Annotated in this window: 23 protein-coding genes and 1 tRNA gene; 4 read left to right on the top strand and 20 right to left on the bottom strand. The window is 70.8% G+C overall.

Translation table 11 applies throughout. From position 1 onward, the window contains the following. Window positions 1-66: 66 nt before the first annotated feature. From ACZ601_RS21970 to pgsA, 14 genes are all read right to left on the bottom strand, one after another. Window positions 67-621 (bottom strand): adenine phosphoribosyltransferase, encoded by a 555-nt coding sequence (locus ACZ601_RS21970; RefSeq protein ID WP_440576344.1) that lies wholly within the window; start codon window positions 619-621, stop codon window positions 67-69. Next, the gene (gene secF, locus ACZ601_RS21965; RefSeq protein WP_440576343.1) at window positions 618-1,742 is read right to left on the bottom strand and encodes a protein translocase subunit SecF; all 1,125 of its coding nucleotides are present in this window, start codon (window positions 1,740-1,742) and stop codon (window positions 618-620) included. The genes ACZ601_RS21970 and secF overlap by 4 nt, the downstream gene beginning before the upstream one ends. A 1-nt stretch (window position 1,743) precedes the next feature. Further along, window positions 1,744-3,504: a protein translocase subunit SecD gene (secD, locus tag ACZ601_RS21960; RefSeq protein WP_440576342.1), complete on the bottom strand. Its 1,761-nt coding sequence runs from the start codon at window positions 3,502-3,504 to the stop codon at window positions 1,744-1,746. Window positions 3,505-3,648: 144 nt separating this feature from the next. Next, window positions 3,649-4,131, bottom strand: a complete 483-nt coding sequence (gene yajC, locus ACZ601_RS21955; RefSeq protein WP_469540416.1) for a preprotein translocase subunit YajC — start codon at window positions 4,129-4,131, stop codon at window positions 3,649-3,651. A 164-nt stretch (window positions 4,132-4,295) separates the two neighbouring features. Then, the gene (gene ruvB / locus ACZ601_RS21950; protein WP_469540414.1) at window positions 4,296-5,369 is read right to left on the bottom strand and encodes a Holliday junction branch migration DNA helicase RuvB; all 1,074 of its coding nucleotides are present in this window, start codon (window positions 5,367-5,369) and stop codon (window positions 4,296-4,298) included. An 82-nt stretch (window positions 5,370-5,451) separates the two neighbouring features. Beyond that, window positions 5,452-6,078, bottom strand: coding sequence for a Holliday junction branch migration protein RuvA (gene ruvA, locus ACZ601_RS21945; protein ID WP_469540411.1), 627 nt, complete (start codon window positions 6,076-6,078; stop codon window positions 5,452-5,454). After that, window positions 6,075-6,647, bottom strand: coding sequence for a crossover junction endodeoxyribonuclease RuvC (ruvC, locus tag ACZ601_RS21940; protein ID WP_469540409.1), 573 nt, complete (start codon window positions 6,645-6,647; stop codon window positions 6,075-6,077). The genes ruvA and ruvC overlap by 4 nt, the downstream gene beginning before the upstream one ends. A 133-nt stretch (window positions 6,648-6,780) precedes the next feature. Continuing rightward, complete coding sequence (locus ACZ601_RS21935; protein WP_329226742.1) at window positions 6,781-7,533, bottom strand: YebC/PmpR family DNA-binding transcriptional regulator; 753 nt, start codon at window positions 7,531-7,533, stop codon at window positions 6,781-6,783. Window positions 7,534-7,594: 61 nt separating this feature from the next. Further along, window positions 7,595-8,188 carry a pyridoxal 5'-phosphate synthase glutaminase subunit PdxT gene (pdxT, locus tag ACZ601_RS21930; protein WP_469540406.1) on the bottom strand — a complete coding sequence of 198 codons (594 nt, stop codon included), beginning with the start codon at window positions 8,186-8,188 and terminating at the stop codon, window positions 7,595-7,597. A 6-nt stretch (window positions 8,189-8,194) separates the two neighbouring features. Further along, window positions 8,195-9,115: a pyridoxal 5'-phosphate synthase lyase subunit PdxS gene (pdxS, locus tag ACZ601_RS21925; RefSeq protein ID WP_440576336.1), complete on the bottom strand. Its 921-nt coding sequence runs from the start codon at window positions 9,113-9,115 to the stop codon at window positions 8,195-8,197. A 193-nt stretch (window positions 9,116-9,308) separates the two neighbouring features. Further along, window positions 9,309-9,854 (bottom strand): hypothetical protein, encoded by a 546-nt coding sequence (locus tag ACZ601_RS21920; RefSeq protein ID WP_440576335.1) that lies wholly within the window; start codon window positions 9,852-9,854, stop codon window positions 9,309-9,311. 72 nt (window positions 9,855-9,926) lie between these two features. After that, window positions 9,927-11,090 carry a glycosyltransferase family 4 protein gene (locus ACZ601_RS21915; protein ID WP_469540403.1) on the bottom strand — a complete coding sequence of 388 codons (1,164 nt, stop codon included), beginning with the start codon at window positions 11,088-11,090 and terminating at the stop codon, window positions 9,927-9,929. A 4-nt stretch (window positions 11,091-11,094) separates the two neighbouring features. Then, complete coding sequence (locus ACZ601_RS21910) at window positions 11,095-12,024, bottom strand: phosphatidylinositol mannoside acyltransferase (protein ID WP_469540401.1); 930 nt, start codon at window positions 12,022-12,024, stop codon at window positions 11,095-11,097. Next, window positions 12,024-12,674 carry a phosphatidylinositol phosphate synthase gene (gene pgsA / locus ACZ601_RS21905; protein ID WP_440576332.1) on the bottom strand — a complete coding sequence of 217 codons (651 nt, stop codon included), beginning with the start codon at window positions 12,672-12,674 and terminating at the stop codon, window positions 12,024-12,026. Before pgsA ends, ACZ601_RS21910 begins: the two co-directional genes overlap by 1 nt. A gap of 290 nt (window positions 12,675-12,964) precedes the next feature. On the opposite strand from pgsA, the gene ACZ601_RS21900 reads away from it, so the two are divergent. Together ACZ601_RS21900 and ACZ601_RS21895 are read left to right on the top strand one after the other, a co-directional pair. Continuing rightward, window positions 12,965-15,202: an elongation factor G-like protein EF-G2 gene (locus ACZ601_RS21900; protein ID WP_469540398.1), complete on the top strand. Its 2,238-nt coding sequence runs from the start codon at window positions 12,965-12,967 to the stop codon at window positions 15,200-15,202. A 146-nt stretch (window positions 15,203-15,348) separates the two neighbouring features. Further along, window positions 15,349-17,019, top strand: a complete 1,671-nt coding sequence (locus ACZ601_RS21895; protein WP_469540395.1) for a hypothetical protein — start codon at window positions 15,349-15,351, stop codon at window positions 17,017-17,019. Window positions 17,020-17,094: 75 nt separating this feature from the next. Here ACZ601_RS21895 and ACZ601_RS21890 read toward each other — a convergent pair whose 3' ends face one another. Beyond that, window positions 17,095-17,652, bottom strand: a complete 558-nt coding sequence (locus tag ACZ601_RS21890; protein WP_311306748.1) for an HIT family protein — start codon at window positions 17,650-17,652, stop codon at window positions 17,095-17,097. Between the two features lie 66 nt (window positions 17,653-17,718). On the opposite strand from ACZ601_RS21890, the gene ACZ601_RS21885 reads away from it, so the two are divergent. Next, window positions 17,719-18,396 carry a potassium channel family protein gene (locus ACZ601_RS21885; RefSeq protein WP_469540391.1) on the top strand — a complete coding sequence of 226 codons (678 nt, stop codon included), beginning with the start codon at window positions 17,719-17,721 and terminating at the stop codon, window positions 18,394-18,396. Window positions 18,397-18,424: 28 nt separating this feature from the next. On the opposite strand, the gene thrS is transcribed toward ACZ601_RS21885, so the two are convergent. The 3 genes from thrS to ACZ601_RS21870 form a co-directional block, all read right to left on the bottom strand. Further along, window positions 18,425-20,401 carry a threonine--tRNA ligase gene (gene thrS, locus ACZ601_RS21880; RefSeq protein ID WP_469540389.1) on the bottom strand — a complete coding sequence of 659 codons (1,977 nt, stop codon included), beginning with the start codon at window positions 20,399-20,401 and terminating at the stop codon, window positions 18,425-18,427. A gap of 104 nt (window positions 20,402-20,505) precedes the next feature. Continuing rightward, complete coding sequence (locus tag ACZ601_RS21875) at window positions 20,506-21,780, bottom strand: hypothetical protein (protein WP_469540386.1); 1,275 nt, start codon at window positions 21,778-21,780, stop codon at window positions 20,506-20,508. Continuing rightward, window positions 21,780-22,346: a DUF4365 domain-containing protein gene (locus tag ACZ601_RS21870; RefSeq protein WP_390091521.1), complete on the bottom strand. Its 567-nt coding sequence runs from the start codon at window positions 22,344-22,346 to the stop codon at window positions 21,780-21,782. Before ACZ601_RS21870 ends, ACZ601_RS21875 begins: the two co-directional genes overlap by 1 nt. A gap of 191 nt (window positions 22,347-22,537) precedes the next feature. Here ACZ601_RS21870 and ACZ601_RS21865 point away from each other — a divergent pair, with 191 nt between their 5' ends. Continuing rightward, window positions 22,538-23,263, top strand: coding sequence for an exonuclease domain-containing protein (locus ACZ601_RS21865; protein WP_469540383.1), 726 nt, complete (start codon window positions 22,538-22,540; stop codon window positions 23,261-23,263). A 67-nt stretch (window positions 23,264-23,330) separates the two neighbouring features. On the opposite strand, the gene ACZ601_RS21860 is transcribed toward ACZ601_RS21865, so the two are convergent. Then, a tRNA-Val gene (locus ACZ601_RS21860) sits at window positions 23,331-23,402 on the bottom strand. A 39-nt stretch (window positions 23,403-23,441) separates the two neighbouring features. After that, entirely contained in the window at window positions 23,442-23,888 is a 447-nt protein-coding gene (locus ACZ601_RS21855) for an SRPBCC family protein (RefSeq protein ID WP_440575797.1), read from the bottom strand. Window positions 23,889-23,910: the final 22 nt, after the last annotated feature.

Here is a 23,910-nt window from a genome sequence, read left to right as displayed (position 1 = left end):
ACCCGGTTGTTCCCGGGTGCCCGCTTCGGTGCCTGTCATGCGGTGCCGCGTGCGGCCCGCAGCGGTTCAGACCGTGATCAGGGCGTCCAGCGGAGCACCCTGCAGGCTCTCCTCGACGCGCGCCCGGCCGGCCAGGAACCCCAGCTCCATGAGGACGGCGACGCCCGCGACGCCGGCCCCGGCCCGCCGGATCAGCTCCAGCGAGGCGGCGGCGGTACCACCGGTGGCCAGCACGTCGTCGATGACCATGACCCGGTCATCGGCGGACAGGTCCTCCGCGTGGATCTCGATCTCCGCGCTGCCGTACTCCAGCTCGTACGTCTGGGCGAGCGTGGCACCGGGCAGCTTGCCGGCCTTGCGGACCGGGACGAAGCCGAGTCCGGCCCGTACCGCGACCGGTGCGGCCAGGATGAAGCCGCGGGCCTCCAGACCGACGATCTTCGTGGCGCCGTGCCGTACGCACAGCTCCGCCAGCGCTTCGGTGAGCGCGGTGAAGGCCACCGGGTCCGCGAGCAGCGGGGTGATGTCCTTGAACATCACCCCCGGCTTCGGGTAGTCGGCCACGTCACGGATCCGGCTGAGCAGGAGGTCCCTCGTGCTCGCGGTGGTGCTGCTGGTCATCGGCGCTTCCCCGGGGTGCGGCCATGGCCCCTGGGGGGCTCCTGGCGCTGTCCGACGACGGCGCCGGCGGGTGCGGCGTCCTCCGCCGCGTCCGGTGTGCCGCCCCGGCCGGCCCGGTCCGACTGCTCGGCCTCTGAGAGCTCGCCCTTGGCGGCGGCCGCCGCGCGCTTGGCGAGGACCCGCTTCTTGAGGGCCTTCATCTGGGGTTCGCGTTCCTTGAGGTCGGCGACCAGCGGAGTGGCGATGAAGATCGAGGAGTACGCACCGGCGGCGAGACCGACGAAGAGGGCCAGGGAGATGTCGTTCAGCATGCCGGCGCCGAGGACACCGCCACCGATGAACAGCAGACCGGCGACCGGCAGCAGGGCGACGATCGTGGTGTTGATCGAGCGGACCAGCGTGCCGTTGATCGAGCGGTTGGCGACATCGCTGTACGTCCACCGGGTCTGCTTGGTGATCCCCTTCGTGCCCTCCTTCAGGCTGTCGAAGACGACGACCGTGTCGTAGAGGGAGTAACCGAGGATCGTCAGCAGACCGATCACGGTGCCCGGGGTGACCTCGAAGCCGACCAGGGCGTAGACGCCGACCGTGATGGTGATGTCGTGGATCAGCGCGACCAGGGCCGCGATGGCCATGCGCCATTCGAAGGCGATGGCCAGATAGATCACGACGAGGACCATGAAGACGCCGAGCCCGGTCCACGCCTTGTTGGCGATCTGCTCACCCCAGCTGGGGCCGACCAGGTCGGCGGCGATCTTCTCCTCGGGGACGCTGAGGCCCTTGGAGAGGTCGCTCTTGATCGCGTCCGACTTCGAGGTGTCCACCTCGGTGATCTGGATGCGCAGTCCGCCGTTGCCCAGCTTCTGGACGATGGCCTGGTGGCCGGAGGACGTCGAGGCCAGGTCTTCCGCCTTCTCGACGGAGACGCTCGTCTTCGGCGTGGTGAAGACAGCGCCGCCCTTGAACTCGATGCCCATGTTCAGGCCGCTGACCGCCAGGCCGACGATGGCCGTGATGGTGATCAGGATCGAGATGCCGTACCAGATCTTGCGGTTGCCGATGAAGTCGTAGCCGACCTCGCCGCGGTAGAGACGGGCGCCGAGATTGCCGAGTCGCGACATCTCACGCCTCCTTCGGGTCGGTGGGGGCGTTGACACGGCGTGAACGGCGCAGCGGCGGCTTGGCGCCGAGCCGCTTCGGGTCCAGGCCGGACCACGGGTGACCGCTCGCGAAGAACTTCTTGCGGGCCATCAGCGTCATGACGGGCTTGGTGAAGAGGAACACCACGACCACGTCGAGCAGGGTGGTGAGACCCAGCGTGAACGCGAAGCCCTGGACCTTTCCGACGGTGACGACGAACAGCACCGCCGCGGCCAGGAACGACACGAAGTCGGAGACCAGGATGGTGCGCCGGGCGCGCGGCCAGGCCCGCTCGACGGCGGGACGGAGCGTGCGGCCCTCGCGGATCTCGTCACGGATGCGTTCGAAGTACACGATGAACGAGTCCGCGGTGATTCCGATCGCCACGATGGCGCCGCAGACAGCGGGCAGGTTCAGCGCGAATCCGATGGCCGGGCCGAGCAGCGACATGATCGTGTACGTCAGGATGCCGGAGACCAGCAGGCTGAGGAGCGCGATGAGCGCCAGTCCGCGGTAGTAGGCCACCAGGTAGATGACGACCAGGGCCAGGCCGATGGCACCGGCGATCAGGCCCGCCTTGAGCTGCTCACCGCCGAGCGCGGCGGTGACGGTGGTGACGCTCTGCTCCTGGAAGGAGAGCGGCAGCGCACCGTAGGACAGGACGTTGGCCAGGTCCTCCGCGGACTGCTGGGTGAAGCTGCCGGAGATCTCGGCGTCGGCGCTCAGCGCCTCCTTCACGGAGGGTGCCGAGACCACTTCGCCGTCGAGCGCGATGGCGAACTGGTTCTGCGGCTCCTGCTGCTGTGCGAGTGTGCCGGTGATCTTCTGGAACTTCTTGGCGCCGCCGCCGGTGAAGCCCATCTGGACGATCCACTGGCCGGACTGCTGGTTGATCGCCGCCTTCGCGCTGTCGACGTCCGTGCCGTCGACAGCGGCCGGGCCGAGCACGTACTTGGCGGAGCCGTCCTGCTCGCACGCGACCACCGTGTCGGTGGCCTTGGTGCCCTGGGAGGCCTTGGACCGGCCGGCCTTGGTGGAGCAGTCGAGCGCCTCGAACCGCTTCTGCAGCTTGGCGGCGGCCGCCTGCTCCTCTGCGGACGGCGTCGGAGTGCCGTCCGCCTTAGGGGTCTCGCTGGCCTTCGGGGTGGGCGTGGAGTCGGCCTTCAGGGCGCCGGTGACCGCGCGGCCCTGGGTGGTGGCGCTCGCGCTCGGCTTCGTGGACGGGTTCGACGCCTTGTCGGAGTCCGATGCCTTTTCGGAGGCGGAGGAGCTCGGCGACGGAGACGGGCTGCCCTTGCCGGTGGACGAGGCGCTGGGCTCAGGGGTGGGCGTTCCCTGGGCGACGGTCAGCACCGGCCGGAAGTAGAGCTTGGCAGTCGTACCGACCTGCTGCCGGGCCTGGGCGGAGTTCGTGCCCTTGGGGATGTTGACGATGATGTTGCTCTTGCCCTGCGTCTGGACCTCGGCCTCGGAGACACCAAGACCGTTGACGCGGCGTTCCATGATCTGGACCGCCGTGTCCATGTTGGTCTTGTTGATCGCCGACTCCTGGCCGGGCTCGGCCTTCGCCTCAAGCGTGATGGACGTGCCACCCGCCAGGTCGATGCCGAGTCGCGGCGTCGGCTGATGGGCCAGGAACATCCCGCCGGTGAGCGCGACCATGGCGATCAGGATCAGAGCCAGGGCGCGCCCCGGCCTGCCCTGACCGCCGGCCGGCCCTCGGCCCTTCTTCGGTGCTGCCACCTTCTCGTTTCTCCCTGTCCAACCGCCCCGCGCCGGTACGCGCCCAAGCGGCCACGAAGTGTAGTGGGGACCCGCCCCGCAGAAGACCGCACGGTCCGGGGACAGCCGGATGCCTGTGGGCTCACGGCATCCCCGGGTCGTGTGCTACTTCGCGTCGGCCTCGCCGTCGGACTTGCCGTCGGACTTCTTGTCGGCCGGCTCCGCGTCGTCCGCCTCGGCCTTCTTGCCGAGGTCGATCTTCGCGTCGTCGTCGGCGTCCGCGGAAGCGTCGTCGGCGGCGTCGAGCTCGGTCAGCGAGGAGGCGTCGTCGGGCACGACCGCGCCGTCGACGTCGAGCTCCTCCTCGTCGCCGTGGACGATGCGGTTGTACTCCGCGTCGTCGAGGACGGCACCGATGGAGTTCTTGGCGTAGACGGCGTGGACGCCGGGAGCGATCTCAAGGAGGACCGAGTCGTCGTGAAGCTCCTTGACGGTGGCGTACATGCCCCCGATCGTCCGGACGCCGGTACCGGGCTGCATTTCATTGCGCATGTTCGCAGCCGCCGCCTGCTTCTTCTTGGCGGACCGCGTCATCAGGAACATGGCCCCGATGAGCACGATGAAGGGGAGGAGAGTCACGGGATTCACGGGACGAGTTTCCTTCGCACGACCGCACTGGAAAGCGGCCTGGTCTACGGGGGTGGGTACACCGACCTTTAAGGGCGGCATCGGCGGAGTCTAAGCGAGTCCGCATCGATGGAACAACGCCCAGCATGGCACCCGGGTTCCGCTGCGGGCCAACCTGTGACTCATCACGCCCCGAACAGGCCCTGTTGTCCCTTTCCGCCCTGCTGCGGCGGAACCAGCCCGAGGTGGGCCCAGGCAGCCGGTGTGGCGACCCGGCCCCGGGGCGTCCTGGCCAGCAGTCCCTCGCGCACCAGGAAGGGCTCGGCGACCTCCTCGACCGTCTCGCGCTCCTCCCCCACGGCGACCGCGAGCGTGGACAGGCCGACCGGACCGCCACCGAAGAGCTTCATCAGGGCGCCGAGCACCGCCCGGTCCAGCCGGTCGAGCCCTCGGGCGTCGACCTCGTACACCTGGAGGGCGGCTCCGGCGATGTCCCGGTCGATCCGGCCGTCGGCCTTGACCTGGGCGTAGTCCCGGACGCGGCGCAGCAGCCGGTTGGCGATCCGGGGCGTGCCCCGGGAGCGGCCGGCGATCTCCGAGGCGCCGTCCACGTCGATCTCGACGTCGAGGAGGCGGGCCGAGCGGTGAATCACCCGTTCCAGTTCGACCGGCGTGTAGAACTCCATGTGCCCGGTGAAGCCGAAGCGGTCGCGCAGCGGGGGCGGCAGCAGCCCGGCCCTGGTGGTGGCGCCGACCAGGGTGAAGGGCGGCAGCTCCAGCGGGATGGCGGTGGCCCCGGGCCCCTTGCCGACGATCACGTCGACCCGGAAGTCCTCCATCGCCATGTAGAGCATCTCCTCGGCGGGCCGGGACATGCGGTGGATCTCGTCGAGGAAGAGGACCTCGCCCTCCTGGAGGGAGGACAGGATCGCCGCGAGGTCGCCCGCGTGCTGGATGGCGGGGCCCGAGGTGATCCGGATCGGCGCGCCCATCTCGGCGGCGATGATCATGGAGAGGGTGGTCTTGCCCAGGCCGGGGGCGCCGGAGAGCAGTACGTGGTCGGCGGTGGCGCCTCGGGCGCGGGCCGCCTTGAGGACCAGGTCGAGCTGTTCGCGCACCGTCTCCTGGCCGACGAACTCGTCGAGGTCCTTGGGGCGCAGTGCCGCCTCCACGGCGGTGTCCTCGCCGTCCGCTCCGGCGTCGACGAGGCGCTCGTCGAGCAGCTCGTCGGTGTCGGGTCCGGTCTCGTCCCAGTTCATCTCGTCAGTCCCGCCTCGGGTGTCTCTGTGCCGGGCCGCGCGGTGCCCGGCCCGGGGTGGCGAAGGTGCCCTCGGGGTCCGCTCAGCGCGTGCGGTTGAGGGTCTGCAGGGCGGCGCGCAACAGCTGCGGCACCGGCGGCTGGGCGCCCTCCGCGAGGGCCGCCTCCGCCTGCGGGGTCACGGCGGAGACCGCTTCGTCGGCCTCGCGGGTGGCGTAGCCGAGGCCGATCAGGGCGGCCTGCAGCTGGTCCCGCCAGGAGGAGGAGACCGCGGCGCCGATGCCCTGCTGGCCGATGTGGGCGCCGACCGGCTCGCCGAGTCTGTCCCTGAGTTCGAGCAGGAGCTTCTGCGCGCCCTTCTTGCCGATGCCGGAGACCGCGGTGAGCGCCTTCTCGTCACCGGTGGACACGGCGATGCGCAGGGCGTCCGGGCTGTGCGTGGCGAGCATGGCCTGGGCGAGCCGGGGGCCGACCCCACTGGCGGTCTGGAGCAGCTCGAAGGTCTGCCGCTCGTCGTCGTCGGCGAAGCCGTAGAGCGTCAGTGAGTCCTCCCGTACGACGAGGGAGGTGGCGAGCCTGGCCTCCTTGCCGATCCGGAGAGCGGCGAGGGTGTTCGGCGCGCACTGGACGGCCATGCCGATGCCGCCGACCTCGATCACGGCCGTGGTGGGGGCGATCGCGGCCACGGGGCCGGTGATGAAGGCGATCATCGGGTGACCTTCCGGACGGGAGCTGTTGCGGTGCGCGGAACGCGCGGGAGACGGGCCGCGGCCGCTGCCGCGTGCGCCTGCTGGAGGCGGTTGAGGGCCGGGGCGCGCCAGATGTGACAGATGGCGAGGGCCAGCGCGTCGGCGGCGTCGGCCGGTTTCGGCGGGGCGTCCAGCCGCAGGAGCCGGGTGACCATGGCCCCGACCTGGGCCTTGTCCGCGCGGCCGCTGCCGGTGACGGCGGCCTTGACCTCGCTGGGCGTGTGCAGGGCCACCGGGATGCCCCGGCGGGAGGCGCAGAGCATCGCGACCGCGCTGGCCTGGGCCGTGCCCATCACCGTACGGACGTTGTGCTGGGCGAACACCCGCTCGACGGCGACGTATTCGGGGCGGTGCTCGTCGAGCCACTCCTCGATGCCGCGCTCGATGGCCACCAGCCGGTGTCCGAGCTCCGCGTCGGACGCGGTGCGCACGACTCCGACACCGAGCATGGTCAGCGGACGGCCCGCGACTCCTTCGACGACTCCGACACCGCACCGGGTCAGCCCGGGGTCCACACCGAGTACCCGCACGGGTCGCCCCCTCCCTGCCGATCGGTCAACTGTTCTGGCAGGCTATCGGCTCGCACTGACAATGCGACGGGCCGACGGGGTGTGTCCCCCGTCGGCCCGTCCGCGAAAGCTGCGCCGGTCAGCCGGCGGCCGCTCAGGCGTCGACCTTCTCCATGACCTCGTCCGAGACGTCGAAGTTGGCGAAGACGTTCTGCACGTCGTCGCTGTCCTCCAGCGCGTCGATCAGCTTGAAGATCTTGCGGGCGCCCTCTTCCTCCAGCTCGACCTGCATGGTCGGGACGAAGTTGGCCTCGGCCGAGTCGTAGTCGATGCCGGCCTCCTGCAGCGCCGTGCGGACCGCGACCATGTCGGTGGCCTCACTGAGGACCTCGAACGTGTCACCGAGGTCGTTGACCTCCTCGGCGCCGGCGTCGAGCACCGCACCGAGCACATCGTCCTCGGAGAGTTCACCCTTGGGGACGATCACGACGCCCTTGCGGTTGAACAGGTACGAGACCGAGCCCGGGTCGGCCATCGAGCCGCCGTTGCGCGTCATGGCGACGCGCACGTCGGACGCGGCGCGGTTGCGGTTGTCGGTGAGGCACTCGATGAGCACCGCGACACCGTTCGGGCCGTAGCCCTCGTACATGATCGTCTCGTAGTCGGCGCCGCCGGCTTCGAGACCGGCACCGCGCTTGACCGCCGAGTCGATGTTCTTGTTCGGGACCGAGCTCTTCTTGGCCTTCTGGATGGCGTCGAAGAGGGTCGGGTTGCCGGACACATCGGCACCGCCGGTGCGGGCCGCGACCTCGATGTTCTTGATCATCTTCGCGAAGAGTTTGCCGCGCTTGGCGTCAATCACGGCCTTCTTGTGCTTCGTCGTAGCCCATTTAGAGTGGCCGGACATCTGCCTTCTCCTTCGCGTCACCAAATTCCGTACGAACCCCAGAGATCCTACCGGGATCGAGTCAGCCCGATGCGCGCACCATGTCGACGAAGTACGCGTGGAGGCGGTGGTCACCGGTCAGTTCCGGATGGAATGACGTGGCAAGGGCGTTTCCCTGCCGTACCCCCACGATGTGGCCGCCGTGCTCCGCCACAACCTGGGCCCGCGCCCCCACGGACTCGACCCAGGGGGCCCGGATGAAGACGCCCTCGACCGGTCCGCCGTCGATCCCGGCGACCTCCACGGCCGCCTCGAACGACTCGTTCTGCCGCCCGAAAGCGTTACGGCGCACGATCATGTCGATGCCGCCGATGGTCTCCTGGCCCGAGCGGGGGTCGAGGATCTTGTCCGCGAGCAGGATCATTCCGGCGCAGGTGCCGTAGACCGGCATCCCCGCGGCGACCCGATCGCGCAGCGGTTCCAGCATCCCGAACAGCTCGGCCAGTTTGGACATCGTGGTGGACTCGCCGCCGGGGACGACCAGGCCGTCGACCTCGGCGAGTTCCTCGGGCCGCCGGACCGGCCTGGCCAGGGCGTCCGCCGAGGCCAGGGCGATCAGGTGTTCCCGTACGTCGCCCTGGAGGGCCAGGACTCCGATCACAGGGGTGTCGCTCATCAGTGACTACCAGCCGCGGTTGGCGTAGCGCTCGGTCTCGGGCAGCGTGTCGCAGTTGATGCCGACCATGGCCTCGCCCAGGTCGCGGGAGGCATCCGCGATGATCTTCGGGTCGTCGAAGAACGTGGTGGCCTTGACGATGGCGGCGGCGCGCCTGGCCGGGTCGCCGGACTTGAAGATGCCGGAGCCGACGAAGACGCCCTCTGCGCCGAGCTGGCGCATCAGCGCGGCGTCGGCGGGGGTGGCGACGCCGCCCGCGGAGAACAGGACGACGGGCAGCTTGCCGAGCTCCGCGACCTCCTTGACCAGCTCGTACGGGGCACGGAGGTCCTTGGCGGCGGCGTACAGCTCGTTGTTGTCGTAGCCGCGCAGCCGGGCGATCTCGTTCTTGATCTGGCGCAGGTGGCGCACCGCCTCGACGACGTTGCCGGTGCCGGCCTCGCCCTTGGAGCGGATCATGGCCGCACCCTCCGCGATGCGGCGCAGGGCCTCGCCCAGGTTGGTGGCGCCGCAGACGAACGGGGTGGTGAAGGCGAACTTGTCGCTGTGGTTGACCTCGTCGGCCGGGGTGAGCACCTCGGACTCGTCGATGTAGTCGACGCCGAGGGACTGCAGGATCTGGGCCTCGACGAAGTGTCCGATGCGGGACTTCGCCATGACCGGGATGGAGACGGCCTCGATGATCTCCTCGATCATGTTCGGGTCGGACATCCGGGCCACGCCGCCGTCCTTGCGGATGTCGGCCGGCACCCGCTCCAGGGCCATGACGGCCACGGCGCCCGCGTCCTCTGCGATCTTCGCCTGCTCGGCGTTGACGACGTCCATGATCACGCCGCCCTTGAGCTGCTCGGCCATGCCGCGCTTGACGCGGGCGGTGCCGGTCGCCGGGGAGTCAGCGGACTGCGGGGTGGTGGGAAGCGTGGACACGGATCGACCTCACTGGGAGAAGGGGTGCTGAGCGTGCGGGGATGACGCACTGCTGAGCAAACTCTCCGGAGCCGGTCCACAGCAAGGGCCAATAGGAGGCCGGTGGATCGTTTTGACCCAGCGACGCCCCGCCCACGACTCGCCCACGACCTGCCGGCGACCCGCCCGCGACCGCGGCGCTAGGGCGTGGGTGTCAGCTGACCGGGCGGGCGGCGAGGGCGACCGGCGGCTCGTCGTCCATCTCGAAGGCGAGCGGGAACGGGGCATGACCGGCCAGCCGGAACCAGCGCACCGTACGGTGGCGGCGCAGCGCGCGGGCGGCCCGCACCGCGTCGTTGTGGAACCGGCGCGCCATCGGGACCCGGCGGACGGCGGCGGCCAGTTCGGACGCGGCCTCCTCGCCGCCCGGGATCTCCTGCACCGCCGCCACCTGCGCCGGCTCACCGAACACCGCGCGCAGGGCGGTGCTCAGTTCGCTCTCGGCGACCTCCCGGTGCTCCTCCTCCGCCTGACGGGCGGCGTGCGCGGCCTCGTACAGGACGATGGACGCGGCCGGGTCGAGGACTCCGGACGTGGCGAGTTCCTGGGTGACCGAGGCCCGGCGCAGCAGTTGCGCGTCGAGCGCGGCGCGGGCCGCGTCGATACGGGTGTGCAGGCGGTCGAGCCGGCCGGCGGTCCAGCTGAGGTAGAGGCCGATCGCGACGAGCACGACGACGGTCCAGATGAGGGTTTCGGTCACGGGCCGAAGGCTACCGGTGACCGGGCACCGTCCGGCCCGCGATCAGCCGGGCCGACAGCCCCGCGGGTCAGGTCACTGGTCCCGCGCCAGCCCGAACCTGGCCCGCAGCCCCGTGCGTTCGTCCGTGGCCACAGAGGCCGCGCCGTCCGCCACCGTCTCGTACACCGCGAGGATGTCCGCGCCCACCGTCGACCAGTCGAAGCGCCGCACATGTGCGCTGCCGCGCTCCCGCAGCTCCGCGCGCCGCTCCGGGTCGCCCAGCAGCCGGACCGCCGCCTCCGCCAGCGCGTCCGCGTCCTCGTTGGCGAAGAGTTCGCCGGCCGCTCCCAGGTCCAGGACCTGTGCGAACGCGTCCAGGTCGCTGGCCAGGACCGGTGCGCCCGCCGACATGGCCTCGACCAGGATGATGCCGAAGCTCTCGCCGCCGGTGTTGGGCGCGACGTACACGTCGACGCTGCGCAGCAGCCGCGCCTTGTCCTCGTCGCTGACCATGCCGAGGAACTCGACGCGCTCGCGCATCTCCTTCGGGAGCGAGGCGACGGCCTCCTCCTCGTCGCCCCGGCCGGCCACCAGGAGCCTGGTGTCGGGGCGGGCGGCCAGGATCGCGGGCAGCGCCCGCATCAGGACGGGCAGGCCCTTGCGGGGCTCGTCGATGCGCCCGATGAAGCCGATCGTGCCGCCCTGCCACTCGGGCCTGGGCTCGGCCGAGGCGAAGACGTCCACGTCGACACCGTTGGGGATGACCACCGCGTCGCCGCCCAGGTGTTCGACCAGGGTGCGGCGCGCGTACTCGCTGACCGCGATGCGCGCGCTGATCTTCTCCAGCGCCGGCTGGAGGATCGGGTACGCGGCGATCATCGCCCGGGAGCGCGGATTGGACGTGTGGAAGGTGGCGACGATCGGCCCCTGCGCCGCCCAGCAGGTCAGCAGGCCCAGCGACGGCGAGGTCGGCTCGTGGATGTGGATCACGTCGAAGGTGCCGTCGTGCAGCCAGCGCCGCACCCGCGCCGCGGACAGGAACCCGAAGTTCAGCCGGGCCACCGAGCCGTTGTACCGGACGGGCACGGCCCGGCCCGCGGAGACCACGTACGGAGGAAGCGGCGTCTCGTCGTCCGCCGGGGCGAGGACGGACACCTGGTGGCCGAGCCGGATCAGATGCTCGGCCAGATCGCGGATGTGGAACTGCACGCCGCCCGGTACGTCCCAGGAGTACGGGCAGACGATGCCGATTTTCAAGGCCCTAGTCTCCAAGGGGTTCGAGGTCGGCGAGCCAGAGTCGTTGCAGCATGTGCCAGTCCTCCGGGTGCTCGGCGATGCCCAGGGCGAACGCGTCGGCCAGGGCCTGTGTCATCACAGACGTCTTCTCCGCGCGGTTGCCTGAGCCGGGAACCTCGACGGGCGGATGGATCCGCGCCCTCATCACCGGCGTGTCGTCGTAGTTGAGCGTGACCGGCAGCAGCAGCGCCCCGGTCTGCTGGGCGAGCAGCGCGGGGCCGGCCGGCATCCGGGCCGTGTCGCCGAAGAACGAGACCTCGACGCCGGAGGCCGACAGATCGCGGTCCGCGACCAGGCAGACCAGGCCGCCCGCCCGCAGCCGCTGGGCCAGCGTGCCGAAGGCGGTCCCGCCGTTGTGCGCCAGGACCTCCATGCCCAGCCCCTCGCGGTACGCGACGAACCGGTCGTACAGCGACTCCGGCTTGAGCCGTTCCGCGACCGTGGTGAACGGGACCTTCAGATCCGTGGTGACCCAGGCGCCCGCCAGGTCCCAGTTCCCCAGGTGCGGCAGGGCGAGGATGACGCCTCGGCCGGCGTCGAGCCCCTCGGTCAGCCGGTGGGCGTCCGTCACGTCGATGGAGTCCTTGATCCGCCGCGCGCTCCAGGTGGGCAGCCGGAAGGACTCCATCCAGTACCGCATGTACGAGCGCATCCCGGCCTTGGACAGCGCGGCGAGGCGGGCGGGGCTCGCGTCCGGCACGATCCGCGCCAGGTTCGACTCCAGCCGCAGCACGCTCTTGCCGCGACGCTTCCAGACCTGGTCGGCGATGGTGCGGAAGAGGGCTCGTGCGGCCGGTTCCGGGAGCGTCTTGACCGCGGTCCAGCCGAGTCCGTACAGGGCGTCGCTGATCCGCTCCCCTGCGCCGGGCTTCGGTTCCCCGGTTGCGCGGCTCACTAGGCGGCCTCGCTCCCGGCCGCGTCGGCGGCCGCGGACTCGCGGCGCACCGTCACCACGCGCTGCACCAGCGTCACCAGGCTGCCCGCCGCGACGATCCACAGCGCGATCGGCAGGAGCACCTGGATGCCGGGCACCCCGAACCCGTGCAGACCCGCCAGACCGGCCGCCACCAGCGAGATCACCAGCCGCTCCGCACGTTCCACGAGCCCGTTGACCGCGACCGGCAGACCGATCGACTCACCGCGCGCCTTGGTGTACGAGACGACCTGGCCGCTCGCGAGACAGAAGATCGCGACGGCGCACAGGACGTTGTCGTCGCCGCTGCCCGCGTACCAGAGGGCGAAGCCGGCGAAGATCGCGCCGTCGGCCACCCGGTCGAGCGTCGAGTCGAGGAACGCGCCCCACCGGCTGGAGATGCCGGCCTGCCGCGCCATGTTCCCGTCGACGAGGTCGGAGAAGACGAAGATCGTGATGACGATCGTGCCCCAGAAGAACTCCCCCATCGGGAAGAAGACCAGCGCACCTGCCATCACCCCGGCCGTGCCGATCAGAGTGACCGCGTCAGGGCTCACGCCGAGACGGAGCAGCAGTGCGGCGAACGGTGTGAGGACACGCGTGAAGAATGCACGCGCGTACTTGTTCAGCATGGCCTTCCCGAGGGTTCGGTGGGCCGAGCGGCCCCATCGGCCACCGGCTGACCCATCGTAGTCACGACCGCCGCACTCCACCGTCCGGGCACCCCCGGCCTCCCGCCGCGGCCGGCCCCGGTCGTGGAGCCGCGCCCGACGTATGGACGGGACCCGGACACAGTGGAAAGCTCGGAAGTACCGCGGGCGTCGCCGAAGCCGCCGCGGCGGCTCCCCTCTGCCCGTGCACACTCCCCACCCCGCGCCCGGCGGTTCTCCCGCCCCGCGCCATCATCCGGGAGGCACGCACCATGGGCGACAAGGCACACGCACACACCGGGGCCGCCGGAGGAGTACCGACGGCCGGCCACCCCTCCTCCATCCGGAACGTGGTGCTGGTCGGCCACAGCGGCTCCGGCAAGACCACCCTCATCGAGGCCCTCGCACAGACCGCGGGCGCGGTCAACCGGGCGGGCCGGGTCGAGGACGGCACCACGGTCTCCGACCACGACGCAATCGAGCACCGCTCGCAACGCTCCGTACAGCTCTCCCTGGTCCCCGTCACATGGGACGGGGTCAAGATCAATCTGCTGGACGCCCCGGGATACGCGGATTTCGTCGGGGAGCTGAGGGCCGGTCTGCGGGCGGCGGACGCGGCCCTCTTCGTCGTCTCGGCGGCCCAGGAGGCCGAGGCGGTGGCCGGCGCCACCCGCGCCGTCTGGGAGGAGTGCGCCGCCGTCGGCATGCCGCGCGCCATCGTCGTCACCCACCTCGACACCGCCCGCACCCCGTTCGACGCCATGACGCGGATCTGCGGCGAGACGTTCGGCGCACTCCACCCGGACGGCGCGGGTGACGCCGTGCTCCCGCTCTATCTGCCCGTGCACGGGCCCGAGGGCTCCGACGGGCACGCGCCGCTGACCGGACTGACCGGGCTGCTCTCCCAGCGGGTCCTCGACTACTCCGGCGGCGAACGCGCGGAGAACCCGCCCGCGGCGGACCAGCGGGCCGCGCTCACCGACGCCCGCAACCGGCTCATCGAGGGGATCATCGCCGAGAGCGAGGACGAGACCCTGATGGACCGCTACCTCGCCGGCGCGGACATCGATATCAGGACACTCGTCGACGACCTGGAGCGCGCCGTCGCACGCGGCACCTTCCACCCCGTCCTGGCCGCCGCCCCCGCCGCCGAGGGCGCCCGCCAGGGCATCGGCACCGTCGAACTCCTCGACCTGATCACCGGCGGATTCCCGACCCCGCTCGAACACCCGCTGCCCGCCGTCACCACCCTGCGCGGCGCCCCGCTCCCCGCCCTCGGCTGCGACGCCGGGGGCCCACTGCTGGCCGAGGTCGTGAAGACGTCCTCCGACCCCTATGTCGGGCGGCTCTCCCTGGTGCGCGTGTTCTCCGGCACCCTGCGCGCCGACGACACCGTGCACGTGTTCGGCCACGGGCTCACCGGCCCCGGCCGCGAGGACCGCCCCTTCCACGAGGCCGAGACCCGCGTCGGGGCGCTCTCCGCACCGTTCGGGAAGCAGCAGCACCCCCTCACCGAGGCCATCGCGGGAGACCTCGCCTGCGTCGCCCGGCTGGGCACCGCGGAGACCGGCGACACCCTGTCGGACCCGGACCGCCCCTTGCTGATGGAGCCGTGGACGATGCCCGATCCGCTGCTGCCGCTCGCCATCGAGGCACACGGCAAGGCGGACGAGGACAAGCTCTCCGAGGGCTTGGCCCGGCTCGTCGCCGAGGACCCCACGATGCGCCTGGAGCAGAACCAGGACACCCGTCAGATGGTCCTGTGGTGCCTCGGGGAAGCCCAACTGGACGTGGCCCTTGACCGGCTGCGCAGCCGGTTCGCGGTCCAGGTCGACGCCGTCCCGCACCGCGTCGCCCTGCGCGAGACGTTCGCAGGGCCCGCCACCGGACGCGGCCGGCACGTCAAACAGTCCGGCGGCCACGGCCAGTACGCCATCTGCGAGATCGACGTCGAACCCCTGCCACCGGGGTCCGGCATCGAGTTCGTCGACAAGGTGGTCGGCGGCTCCGTACCGCGCCAGTTCATCCCGTCCGTCGAGAAGGGCGTCCGCGCACAGGCCGCCAGGGGCGTCGCCACCGGGCACCCGCTGGTCGATCTGCGGGTCACCCTGCGGGACGGTAAGTCCCACTCCGTGGACTCCTCCGACGCGGCCTTCCAGACCGCGGGCGCCCTGGCCCTGCGCGAGGCGGCCTCCGACACCCGCATCCAGCTGCTGGAACCCGTCGCGGAGATCAGCGTGCTGGTCCCCGACGACTGCGTCGGCCCGGTGATGAGTGACCTGTCGGGCCGCCGCGGCCGGGTGGTCGGCACCGAGCAGTCCGGGCCGGGACGCACCCTCGTCCGGGCGGAGGTACCGGAGCTGGAGATCGGCCGGTACGCGGTCGACCTGCGCTCCCTGTCGCACGGCACCGGCCGCTTCGACCGGGTGTACGCCCGCCACGAAGCCATGCCCGCCCACCTGTCGGACCGGATGCGCGGGCAGCGGGACGACGCCGCGAAGGATACGTAGCCGCCCCGCCCCCACGGTTGTCCACAGGGCCGGACACCGTACCGATTCGGACGATACGCTGTGGTTCCAGCTCAGAAAGTGTGCCGGGCACGGCAGTTGGGAAACAGCCGCAGGAGCGGTTCCTCGGCAGGCGAGTGGGGGCGGCAGTGGCCAACGACGGATTCGATTTCTCTCCCGGAGCGCAGATTCCGCTCCAGGGCTCCGCGGGAGCGGCGGTGGCGACCAACGCCCTCGCCTCCGCGGCGTACCGCGACACCCCGGTGGACGAGATCCTCAAGGCCAACAGCGAGTGGCACAAGTCGGAGGTGAAGGCGGGCCGGTCCAAGTTCTTCAAGTCCGACTACTTCAAGCCCAACTTCGGCGAGGCCTTCTCCCGAGCCGTTCAGGAACGCACCCTGGGCGGCGCCCGCAAAGCACTCATCCAGTCCTTCGGCAGCGATCCGCAGACCGTCGTCGAGCACTGCCTGTCCGCCTCGCGGCTCCGCAAGGCACGCGACACCAAACTCACCGCCGTGACCGCCGTCTTCGGCTTCCTCTTCCTCCCCGGAATGCTGCTGTGGATCATCGCCTTCCAGCTGCGCGACCTCCTTGGCAAGCCCAAGGACAAGCTGCTGGCCGGTCTGGGCGTCGTCCTGTTGCCGGTCATCGGCATCGGCGTGGTGTACCTCATGATCAAGATGCCCCTCAACGGATTCCTGGGCCTCTACGTGCGGGCGGCGGTCATCGCCCCGGTCATCGGATGGCTGATCGCCAAGCGGATCGCGGAGGCCTCCGCCCAGGACATGCGCGCCCGCTGGGAAGGGCTCCTGTCCGGCGGCGGTGTCATCGCCAAGATCCCCGAAGCCGTGCCGAAGAACCCGAGCGAGACCGCCCGGGAGGCGCTCCGCCAGGGCCTGGAGAAGCTCTCGGCCGAGCAGCAGTCCAACTCGGTGTTCTACGCGGGCCCCAAGGGCATCCTCGGCATGGGCACCCGCTGGGGCAGCTGGCAGCTCGCCGAGGATCTGGTGGCCAAGGATCCCGGCAAGGAGTTCCACCAGTTCCGCAGCTGGGACCTGATCCGCGTCATCCACGACCAGCTCAAGATGCTGGAGCGCGGCCCGCTGAACACGGGCGGCTTCCCCAAGCCCTCGGTCACCCACTGGATCGTGTCGCCCGTCGGTGAGAACGCCGACTCGGTCTCCCGCCCGGAGGGCGAGGACGTCGCCACCTTCCAGGTGAAGCCCCACGAGATACAGCGGATCTGCAACCACCAGCAGTTCGGCGGCGGCGACCGCCACTATCTGGGCGTCCAGTTCACCCTCTGGGACGGTCAGCTGGTCATCACCATGATGATCACCGTCACCGTGCTCTTCGAGACCCTGCGCATCGAGGTCACCGGGCACGCTCTCGGCCCGGTCCACTCGCTGTTCACCAGCAAACCCGCCGGCAAGAAGAAGACGGTCAACAAGACCGTCAGGTTCTGGGAGACCCGCGACATCACGCTGGCGCTGGTCGAGTCCAGCGAGGTGGTCCGGCTCGCCCTGCGCGCCCCGTTCACCTGGTACCCGCCGCTGCTCGACTACCTCGGCGGCAAGATCGCGCTGCCGGAACCCTTCGGACTGCGGCACGCCTGGGCCGAGAAGCCGTGGCGCCACCGCTTCATGGCGGACGACGCGATGCGCGCGGCCACACCCGTCCTGCGCGTGGTGCACAGCGCCGTCATCAAGGTGCTCGACGAGAACGGCGTCGACACCGAACGCTTCGGCAACCGCTCGTCGATACTGAGCGGACTCGTCCAGGACCCCTCCCCGCGCAAGGCCGACCTGTACGACGCGTAGGGCCTGTCACACCTGTGGGGCGCCCCGGGTTCCCCCCGGAGCGCCCCACACGGACAGTGTGATCGGCCGGGCCGATCAGACCGGCCAGGCGTCGGCCAGCATCTTCCGGGTGTCCGCCAGCAGCTGCGGCAGCACCTTGGTGTGACCCACCACCGGCATGAAGTTGGTGTCACCGCCCCAGCGGGGCACCAGATGCTGGTGCAGGTGCGCGGCGATACCGGCACCGGCCACCGCGCCCTGGTTCATCCCGATGTTGAAGCCGTGCGCACCGGAGGCCGCACGCAGCGCGGTCATCGCGCGCTTGGTGAAATCAGCCAGCTCGGCCGTCTCCGGACCGTCCAGCTCCGTGTAGTCCGCGACGTGCCGGTACGGCACCACCATCAGGTGTCCGCCGGTGTACGGGTACAGATTCAGCACGGCGTAGACCTGCTCGCCGCGCGCGACGACGAGCCCGTCCTCGTCCGACATCGGCGGAATCGCACAGAACGGACAGCCGTCGCCGGCCTCCGGACCGGTCGGCTTGTTCTCACCCTGGATGTACGCCATCCGGTGGGGCGTCCACAGGCGCTGGAACGCGTCGGGCGTCCCCACTCCGATCTGCTGCTCCGGCTCACTCGTCATGCCGATCAGCATATTGCTTACCCCGCGCGGCGCGTGTCGCCGGGGCCGGACCGGTTCCCGCACCGCGATGCTTGGCCGATGAGCGACCGCACCCGGGCCCGGACCCCGCCCGCCCTGACCAGGTGGGAGCAGCGCACCGAGGTACCGCTCTTCGCCGCGTCACTGCTGTTCCTGCTCGGCTACGCGGTCCGCGTCCTCGCCCCGCACGACGCCCAGCCGTGGCACGACATCTCCCTGATCCTGGTGGACACCACCTGGCTGATCTTCGCCGTCGACTACGCCGTGCGCGTCCGGCTGAGCGGCCTCGGCCACCGGTTCGTCCGGGTGCGCTGGCTCGACACGCTCGTGCTCCTGCTGCCGCTGCTGCGGCCGCTGCGCATGGTGAAGGTCTACTCGGCCGTCCAGCAGCGTCACGACGAACCCAGGCTCGGTCTGTACGCGCGCGTGATGACGTATGCGGGCCTGACGTCAGTGCTGCTGGGCTTCTCCGCGTCACTCGCCGTCTACCGGGTGGAACGCGACGCGCCGGGCGCCTCGATCCGGACCTTCGGCGACGCGGTGTGGTGGGCGTGCGCCACGCTCACGACGGTGGGGTACGGGGACGCCGCACCGGTCACGCCGACCGGCCGGGTCGTGGCGGCGGGCCTGATGGCCTGCGGACTGGCCCTGCTGGGTGCGGTCACGGGTTCGTTCTCGTCGTGGCTGATCCAGTCGTTCCGGCGGGAGGACGAGGAAGGGCCCCCGGCGAGCGGATAGCTCACCGGGGGCCCCTTTCTCCGGCCGGTCAGACCTGGACGCGGTCCTCGACGGCCTTCGCGATCTTGGCGATGGCGTCCTCGACGGGGATGCCGTTCTCCTGCGAACCGTCGCGGTAGCGGAAGGAGACGGCGCCGTTGGCCATGTCCTCGTCGCCCGCGATGATCATGAAGGGCACCTTGGCCTTCTGCTGGTTGCGGATCTTCTTCTGCATCCGGTCCGAAGAGGCGTCCACGTCGACCCGCAGCCCCTGCTTACGGGCCTTGGCGGCGAACTCCTGGAGGTACGGGATGTGCGCGTCGCCGATCGGGATGCCGACCGCCTGGACGGGCGCCAGCCACACCGGGAAGGCACCCGCGTAGTGCTCAAGGAGCACCGCGAAGAAGCGCTCGATGGAGCCGAACAGGGCACGGTGGATCATCACCGGGCGCTGCTTGGTGCCGTCGGGGCCGGTGTACTCCAGGTCGAAGCGCTCCGGCAGGTTGAAGTCGAGCTGCACGGTCGACATCTGCCAGGTGCGGCCGATGGCGTCCTTGCACTGCACGGAGATCTTCGGGCCGTAGAACGCGGCGCCGCCCGGGTCCGGGACCAGCGGCAGGCCCTGCTTCTCCGCGACCTGCTGCAGCGTCGCCGTGGCCTCTTCCCAGGCCTCGTCCGAGCCGACGAACTTCTCCGGATCCTTGGTGGACAGCTCCAGGTAGAAGTCGGTCAGTCCGTAGTCGCGGAGCAGGTTCAGGACGAAGGTGAGCGTCCGGTCCAGCTCCTCGGCCATCTGCTCACGGGTGCAGTAGATGTGCGCGTCGTCCTGCGTGAAGCCGCGCGAGCGGGTCAGGCCGTGCACGACGCCCGACTTCTCGTACCGGTACACCGTGCCGAACTCGAAGAGGCGCAGCGGCAGTTCACGGTACGAGCGGCCGCGCGCGTCGAAGATCAGGTTGTGCATCGGGCAGTTCATCGGCTTGAGGTAGTAGTCCACCCCGTCGTCGAGCTGCATGGGCGGGTACATGCCGTCGGCGTACCAGTCCAGGTGGCCGGACTTCTCGAAGAGCTTGCCCTTGGTGGCGTGCGGCGAGTAGACGAACTCGTAGCCCTCCTCCTCGTGGCGGCGGCGCGAGTAGTCCTCCATGGCCCGGCGGACGACGCCACCCTTGGGGTGGAAGACGGCGAGGCCGGGACCGATCTCGTCGGGGAAGGAGAAGAGGTCCAGTTCGTTGCCGAGCTTGCGGTGGTCGCGCTTGGCGGCCTCCTCCAGGAACTCCAGGTGCGCCTTCAGCTCGTCCTTGGTGGGCCAGGCGGTGCCGTAGATGCGCTGGAGCATGGGATTGCGCTCACTGCCCCGCCAGTACGCGGCCGCGTTGCGCATCAGCTTGAACGCCGGGATGAACCGGGTGGTCGGCAGGTGCGGGCCCCGGCAGAGGTCCTTCCAGCAGAGGTCCCCGGTCTTCGGGTCGAGGTTGTCGTAGATGGTCAGCTCGCCGCCGCCCACCTCGACGTCCGCGCCGTCGTCCGTGGAGGCGGAGCCCTTGATGCCGATGAGCTCCAGCTTGTACGGCTCGTCGGCGAGCTCCTCGCGGGCGGCCTCGTCCGTCACGACCCGGCGGGAGAACTTCTGTCCCCGCTTCTGGATCTCCTGCATCCGCTTCTCGATGGCCTTGAGGTCCTCGGGCGTGAACGGCTTCTCGACGTCGAAGTCGTAGTAGAAGCCGTCCTTGACCGGCGGGCCGATGCCGAGCTTGGCCTCGGGGTGCAGCTCCTGCACGGCCTGTGCCATGACGTGCGCGGTGGAGTGCCGGAGGATGTTGAGGCCGTCCTCGGACGAGATCAGGACGGGCTCGACACTCTCGCCGTCCTTGAGCTCGTACGCGAGGTCCTTCAGTTCACCGGCGATGCGGGCGGCGACGACGGTGCGCTCGCCGGGGAAGAGCTCGGCTGCCGTAGTGCCCGTCGTCACCACGCGCTCTTCCCGCTCGGAATCGCGTTGGATGGTCACACGGACGTCTGACACCGGTCTCTCCTGACTCAGGGGGTGCGCCGCATTCCCATGGCGGACGCAATGGGAATCGTACCGAGCCGACGGCCCCCATAGCGAAATGGGCCGCGTCCGCCCCGCTACTCCCCCGTGCACGCCTCCTCGAAATGGTCGACGTTCTCCTGGAGCGACTTCATCAGCCGGTCCCGCTCAGCGTCGTCGACCTGAACCGGAACCACCTGTGAGGTCCTGGTCAGCCGTCGGAATCCGCCCCGGCTCTCCAGCCGTCCCTCCACCCGTACCGGCAGTCCCACCAGGTGGGCGTGGCCCGCGATCCGGTACGCCTCCTCGTCCAGCTCCAGCCGCACGTGCGGCACCTCGGCGCCCGCCAGCACCCGCAGCCGTACGATTCCGGCGCCGCGCGGCCCCGAGCGGCGCATGCGGACGACCGCCCCGGTGATCCGTACCGGCACCGCGGGCTCGTCGCGGAGGTAGCGGGCGCCCGCCCGGCGCAGTGCGGGCAGATCGCCCGGGGAGAACTCCACCGGCTCCGGACGCGCCGGGCAGCCGTCGGGGGTGCCCGCGGCGGGCGCCCATTCCAGCGCGATCCCGGCACCCTCGGAGCCACGGACGAGCGCGACGACGGCCTCGGTCAGCTCACGGCTGACGCCCGCCGCGACGGCGCTGTCGAACGCGTCCATGCCGCCGGTGGCCCGTTGGTAGTCCACGGCCTCCCGGGTGGCGTGCAGGGCGTGGTGGAGCCGTACGGCGACGGGCCTGCCCGTCTCGACGGGGACGAACGCGGTGAGGTCGCGGCCGCCGGGCGCGGGCCCGATCAGGACACCGTCGAGGGCCGCGAGGGCGCGGCGCCGATGCCGGGCCCCGTGGTAGCCGGCCCGGCCACGGACCGCGAGGGCGCCGGCGAGCAGGATCTGCCGGGCCGCGCCGTGCAGCCGCTCCGCCCCGGTCCAGCTGGCCGCTCCGACGCCGGCGGCGGGTTCGGGGGCCTCGCGCCACCAGCGGATCTCGTCGCTGGGAACGGCGAGGGACACCAGGATGTCGCGGGCGGAGGGGGCCGCGCTGCGGGCCAGCGCGGTCAGCGCCTCGCCCAGCAGGTCCTCACTGTCCGGAAAGGCGCCGGTGCCGGGTACGAGCAGGCTGGTGGCGCCACCGGCAGCGGCGGAAGCTCCGGGCGGGGTCCAGCGGCTGTAGCGTCCGGCGGCCCCGCCGCGCCGCCGCCAGCCGTGCCGGGCGAGCAGCGCGGCGAGCACCGCGGGGTCCACCCGGGCGGGGTCGGGCAGGGTTCCGGTGGCCTCTGCGGGGCCGCCGGGCCGGAGTCCGGGTGGTTCGTCGGGGTGGGGTCGTACGGCTGACGGGATGGCTCCGTCGGCGGGCTCGTCCATCGGCCGGTGCATCAGGGTCTCCCTCCTGCCCCGACACGGGTCATGATCTCGCAGAGCGCCCGGTCGTCGAAGACGCGCGAGGTCGGGATCCGCACGGTGGTCCGGTGCCGGCCGGTCACCGGATGGCCGGCCAGGTTGGTCCAGTAACAGCAGTGCCGCAGGTCGAGGCGGTCGGGTCCGGCCCGCAGCCAGTCGTCCTGGCTGCGGGGGACGATCATCACAACCAGGATCTTGTGCACGGAGACGGGTGTCCGGGCGAGCTTCACGAGGTGTGCGTTGTCGAGCGTGAAGGCGAACGTCGCGCCGGGCGGGCGGGCCGGTATCTGATAGGTGCATTTCAGCTGGACCTTGATGGTCACCTCGTCGTCGACGAGGTGACCGGGGGCGCCGTGGCTGACGTGCCAGTCGATGCCGTTGTCGGGGAAGGGCTGCGACAGGGAGCACCCCGCCGCGGCCGCGACCGCGTGCAGGTAGCCCACCTGGAGGGTCTCCATGCAGGCGGTGGTGGCGAGTGTGCCGCGCAGCGGTGCGATCCGCCGGGGCAGCAGCCCACTCGGTTCGGGCTGCGCGAGTGCCATGGCTCCGTATGCCTTCCGGGCCGTGCCAATGGGATCGGGGACGCGGAGGTTCCGCCAACCACAGCCCCCTTCACATGTGTTGTCACCGCAGAGGACGGGCCGCAAACGGCGTATCAGGCAAAGGGCGCGGGTATCACCGAACCGGGCAGGGGAATCACGCCATCTGCCGCTCGGGCGCGAGGAGTTCGGGGATGACTCATTGGTACGAGGGGCCACTGGCCGCTTTTGACACCGAGACGACGGGAGTGGACGTGGAGGGGGACCGGATCGTGTCGGCCGCCCTCGTCGTCCAGGACAGCGCCGGCGGGCATATGCGCGTCACCCGCTGGCTGGTGAATCCGGGGGTGCCGGTGCCCGCGGGGGCGACGGAGGTCCACGGGCTGACCGATGACCACCTCCAGCGCAACGGGCGGTGGCCCGCGCCGGTGGTGGAGGAGATAGCGAGGGCGCTGGCCGAGCAGAGTGCGGCGGGGCGGCCGCTGGTGGTGATGAACGCCCCGTTCGACCTGACGCTGCTGGACCGGGAGCTGAGGCGGCACCGGGCGTCGTCGCTGGCCGGGTATCTGGAGAACGCGTCGTTGTGCGTGCTGGATCCCCGGGTGCTCGACAAGCACCTGGACCGCTACCGCAAGGGCCGGCGCACGCTCACGGATCTGTGCGAGCTGTACGGGGTGGTGCTGGACGGCGCGCATGACGCGGCGGCCGACGCGGCGGCGTCGCTGGAGCTGGTCCGGGCGGTCGGGCGGCGGTTCGCCGGCCGGCTGGAGCGGCTGACCCCGGCGGAGCTGCACACGCTCCAGGCCGCGTGGCACGCGGCCCAGGCGCGCGGACTGCAGGCCTGGTTCGCCAGGAGCGGCACGCCGGAGACGGTGGACCCGGCGTGGCCATTGCGTCCGGAGTTGCGCACGGCCGCGTGAGCGGACCGGTCGCGGACACGCAGAGGCCGGTCCGTCGGTGCTGCTGACGGACCGGCCTCTCCCGGGGTGGGCGATACTGGGTTCGAACCAGTGACCTCTTCGGTGTGAACGAAGCGCTCTCCCACTGAGCTAATCGCCCGGGAACGGGTTGAACCATACAGGGCCCTGCGGGTGTGGTTCAAACCGCTTCCAGCCGTGCCGCGAACCCCCGGCGTCCGGCCCGCATCATCAGGGCGTGATTGGCCCGGAACAGCGGGCGCCCCGGCACCGCGAGCACCCGCAGCAGCCGCTTGCGCACCTCGACCTCCTGCTCGTACGTGGCCCGGCTCCCGGCGCCGTGCGGGGTGACGGTCCAGCGGGCCCAGCCTTCGAGATCGCCGGTGATGGCCACTTCGAGGACCCCGGCGTGCGGATCGCGCCGTCGTTCGCGGACCGTGATGACCAGGTCGTACGGGAGCAGTGAGCGGATCCGGGTGGTGCCGGAGGTGTCGTCGGCGGAGGTGACCTGGCGGACCTGCGGCCACCATCGCGGGTACTGCTCCACCTGTTCCAGCAGCCGGTAGACGGCGCCGGTCGGGGCAGCGAGGTCCCAGACGGTGACAAATCGGTAGTGACTCCAGTCCATGCGTCCAGGATGCGCATACTCA

The organism is Streptomyces sp. NPDC104307 (assembly GCF_055584045.1).
The sequence above is the reverse complement of the archived record's forward strand: the minus strand, read 5'-3'. Positions and strand labels throughout refer to the sequence as shown.

What these genes read in the sequence shown, in the direction of transcription:
- ruvB (WP_469540414.1), bottom strand. Translation starts at nt 5,369, where the DNA reads ATGAACTGGGACGAGACCGGACCCGACACCGACGAGCTGCTCGACGAG.
- ACZ601_RS21865 (WP_469540383.1), top strand. Translation starts at nt 22,538, where the DNA reads ATGACTCATTGGTACGAGGGGCCACTGGCCGCTTTTGACACCGAGACG.
- secF (WP_440576343.1), bottom strand. Translation starts at nt 1,742, where the DNA reads ATGTCGCGACTCGGCAATCTCGGCGCCCGTCTCTACCGCGGCGAGGTC.
- ruvA (WP_469540411.1), bottom strand. Translation starts at nt 6,078, where the DNA reads ATGATCGCCTTCATCACCGGCCCCGTGGCCGCGATCGCCCCCACCACG.
- ACZ601_RS21970 (WP_440576344.1), bottom strand. Translation starts at nt 621, where the DNA reads ATGACCAGCAGCACCACCGCGAGCACGAGGGACCTCCTGCTCAGCCGG.
- ACZ601_RS21890 (WP_311306748.1), bottom strand. Translation starts at nt 17,652, where the DNA reads ATGCTGATCGGCATGACGAGTGAGCCGGAGCAGCAGATCGGAGTGGGG.
- ACZ601_RS21855 (WP_440575797.1), bottom strand. Translation starts at nt 23,888, where the DNA reads ATGGACTGGAGTCACTACCGATTTGTCACCGTCTGGGACCTCGCTGCC.
- ACZ601_RS21900 (WP_469540398.1), top strand. Translation starts at nt 12,965, where the DNA reads ATGGGCGACAAGGCACACGCACACACCGGGGCCGCCGGAGGAGTACCG.
- pgsA (WP_440576332.1), bottom strand. Translation starts at nt 12,674, where the DNA reads ATGCTGAACAAGTACGCGCGTGCATTCTTCACGCGTGTCCTCACACCG.
- pdxT (WP_469540406.1), bottom strand. Translation starts at nt 8,188, where the DNA reads ATGAGCGACACCCCTGTGATCGGAGTCCTGGCCCTCCAGGGCGACGTA.
- ACZ601_RS21885 (WP_469540391.1), top strand. Translation starts at nt 17,719, where the DNA reads ATGAGCGACCGCACCCGGGCCCGGACCCCGCCCGCCCTGACCAGGTGG.
- ACZ601_RS21935 (WP_329226742.1), bottom strand. Translation starts at nt 7,533, where the DNA reads ATGTCCGGCCACTCTAAATGGGCTACGACGAAGCACAAGAAGGCCGTG.
- ACZ601_RS21870 (WP_390091521.1), bottom strand. Translation starts at nt 22,346, where the DNA reads ATGGCACTCGCGCAGCCCGAACCGAGTGGGCTGCTGCCCCGGCGGATC.
- ACZ601_RS21875 (WP_469540386.1), bottom strand. Translation starts at nt 21,780, where the DNA reads ATGCACCGGCCGATGGACGAGCCCGCCGACGGAGCCATCCCGTCAGCC.